Origin of the sequence: Luteitalea sp., from assembly GCA_009377605.1 — a bacterium.
Lineage (GTDB): Bacteria > Acidobacteriota > Vicinamibacteria > Vicinamibacterales > Vicinamibacteraceae > WHTT01.
Window position 1 is genome coordinate 1 of the sequence record WHTT01000192.1, and the last position, 2,493, is coordinate 2,493.

Genomic DNA, 2,493 nt, shown 5'->3' on the forward strand with positions numbered 1-2,493 from the left:
ACGTGTACTCGACCACGAGGTGATAGTCCCTGTAGGCCTGGCGCGTGCCCAGGTAACCGTGCGTCTCGCCAGAGATCCGCAGGAGGCCGTCGGCGACCGTGAAGACCTTCTGGGGATCTTCGTAGTGCGTGTCCTTCAGCCAGCCGTACAACCCGTCGAGGTCTCGCCCGTTGAACAAGCGGATCGTTCTCTCCGGCCTGATCGCTTCCGACGCGGTCGCAGCGGGCGGGTGGAGCCCGGCATCCGCCAGCGCGCGGCCGCGTGTGAGATGCCAGCCCGCGCCGGCAATCGAGGCGGCGAGTGAGGCTTGGAGGAATCGTCGTCGAGAGATCATGTCATGACCCTGCTGGTTCTATCCGCACGCTCCTGGTGCCGAGGCCGTCGAACGACAGCACTCCACCCTGGGTCGTCTGATACGTGCCCAGGGTGGAACCATTGACGCTGACTCTCACCTCGAGGCCAGGCTTCAGCTCCACGAGCACATGCCTCGTCTGTGCGACCGCGTCGAGCTGGTAGACGATCTCGCCCCGAGTTCTATTCGTAACGCAAGAAAGCCTAGAGGATCGGGCGCCAACGGTCAACGCCTGTCCGCACGATGAGCCGATGTCGGTTGGCTTCTGGCGCCGGTTTACGCGTGTCGTGCCGGATCCGCCAGCGCTCAAGGTTCGGATGCTCTGCCTCGAAATCCTCCTTGAGAGTCGCGCTCTCCTCGATGAGTCGAATGGAGACTGGCCCAGGGATGGGCGACGACTGGGTCGGCCGCTGGCTCGAGACGGGAGACACCGGCCGCTCGGCCGCCGCCAGCAAGGCCGAGGTCATCACGACGCTGCCGAGGAAGTCTCGACGTGACACGACCCGGTCAACGGCCACCGCGGACGTCAGTCACGAAGGTGATCGTCAACCTGCCGGGCGTGACATGTCCTCTCCAAAGGCCAATGACGGCATGGACGCCGGCAAAGAGGGCCTGAAACCTGCCTCGATCTCCGATCGATTTCTGGCATCGCAGTTGCTCTAGAGGGACCTGTCGGCGCCCGCGGGTGTGGAAACACCGAAGCGAGCTGACCGCGCCGGCAGAAGGCAGGGCATGATGCGTACGAGAACTCTGACGGCGGCGCTGTGGCTCGGGATGCTGTCGCTTCCGGCGATAGCTGCAGCCGATGACCGCAACGGGCACGTTCAGGCGTTCGGAGGCCTGACGACAGGCGGCAACTCGTCGACTCCGACGTTCGGCGGGAGCCTGGCCGTGCCGCTCGGCGGCCACGTGCAGATCTTCGGCGAGGGCGGCAGGCTCACCGACCTGACGTTCCCGCCGATTGCGGAGCTCATTGACCTCACGCCGGCCGACATCCGCCTCTCGGCGTACTACGGCCAGGCCGGCCTCCGCGTGCTTGGCGGATCCGGCGGCGTGCGGCCGTACGGCGAGGTAAGCGCCGGGATGGCGCGGCTGCACACGGGCGTGTCGGGGCTGGGGACGACCGGTCGGATTATCGACACCGCCCTGCGCTTCACCGATCGCACCGAGCCGATGTTCGGCGTTGGCGGTGGCGTGATGCTCGAGAGCGGGCCGGTCGTGTTCGATCTCGGCTACCGTTACAAGCGCATCAGCGGCGGCGACGTCGTGACGCAGATCCTGGCGGGCGGCGACCTCAATGTCAGTCAGGTGAGGCTGGGCGTCGGCATCCGATTCTAGACGTGGGCCCGCACTGTCGTCGAGCGACGGCGCGGGCCGTTTCGTCGCCTGCGGAAGCTTCGGCCGAATTCTTGAGACATCCTCCTCGCGACCGGATTCTCGACGGCTACGACTATCGCCCCGAGCCGCGATACGCGGACTTGGTCAGCTAGGCCCCAGAGATCGCGGCCGTCGACCGGGACGCGCTGGCGCGGGATGGCGAGCGCTCGGCAAGCGACATGGCTGCGCGAGCACGGCCTGGACTGAGCGCGGCCAAGCCTGTTCGACCGGCGTGCTCGACACGTTTGATTCGGGTAAGGAGAGATCTGGCGAGTCGGAAACGAGCCGGATGGCAGCGCGGGCGAAGCCTGCGGCACTCATTGGCGGTTGAGCTGTGCCCATGGTGAACTCGTCACAACCAGTTCGTCGGAGGTGGAGATATGCAGGCGAGAAGGCTCACGCCCATTTTGAACGTTTCGAATATTCAGGAGAGGGGTCTACGCGGATCACAGTGGGCCTTTTTGGTGAGTCGCTGACCAGAATCCAGTGACGACACCTCAAGACCGGCCACCAGGGGCATTGACGACTGGCGGCGGTTCGATGTCGTTGTCCGTGGGCGGTTCTGCGTTCTTCTCCCTCCCCTCGCGCCTGCAGACCGAACGCTCCCCCGATCTTGACGTCCGACGGTCGCGCCCGGGATGATGCGATGTCCAGCGTGACGTCGGGTGTCACAGCACGGCGGGACCATCGCGCGTGCCCCAAGCCGCGCAACGGAAGGACTGGCTCGTGAACGGCGCACGTCATCTAACCGTCTCGGTGGCCCC

General features: G+C 65.7%; 3 protein-coding genes. 2 read left to right on the forward strand and 1 reads right to left on the reverse strand.

What is annotated here, in order from left to right:
* Positions 1-334, reverse strand: a 334-nt coding sequence (locus tag GEV06_28350) for a DUF1080 domain-containing protein (protein ID MPZ21763.1), incomplete at its 3' end; no start/stop codon positions are given.
* A 387-nt stretch (positions 335-721) separates the two neighbouring features.
* On the opposite strand from GEV06_28350, the gene GEV06_28355 reads away from it, so the two are divergent.
* The gene (locus GEV06_28355) at positions 722-1,015 is read left to right on the forward strand and encodes a hypothetical protein (protein ID MPZ21764.1); all 294 of its coding nucleotides are present in this window, start codon (positions 722-724) and stop codon (positions 1,013-1,015) included.
* 69 nt (positions 1,016-1,084) lie between these two features.
* Positions 1,085-1,690 (forward strand): outer membrane beta-barrel protein, encoded by a 606-nt coding sequence (locus GEV06_28360; GenBank protein ID MPZ21765.1) that lies wholly within the window; start codon positions 1,085-1,087, stop codon positions 1,688-1,690.
* Positions 1,691-2,493 lie beyond the last annotated feature (803 nt).

Excerpts from the sequence above, each read along its gene's own strand:
- GEV06_28355 (MPZ21764.1), top strand. The coding sequence starts at position 722 with ATGGAGACTGGCCCAGGGATGGGCGACGACTGGGTCGGCCGCTGGCTC.
- GEV06_28360 (MPZ21765.1), top strand. The coding sequence starts at position 1,085 with ATGATGCGTACGAGAACTCTGACGGCGGCGCTGTGGCTCGGGATGCTG.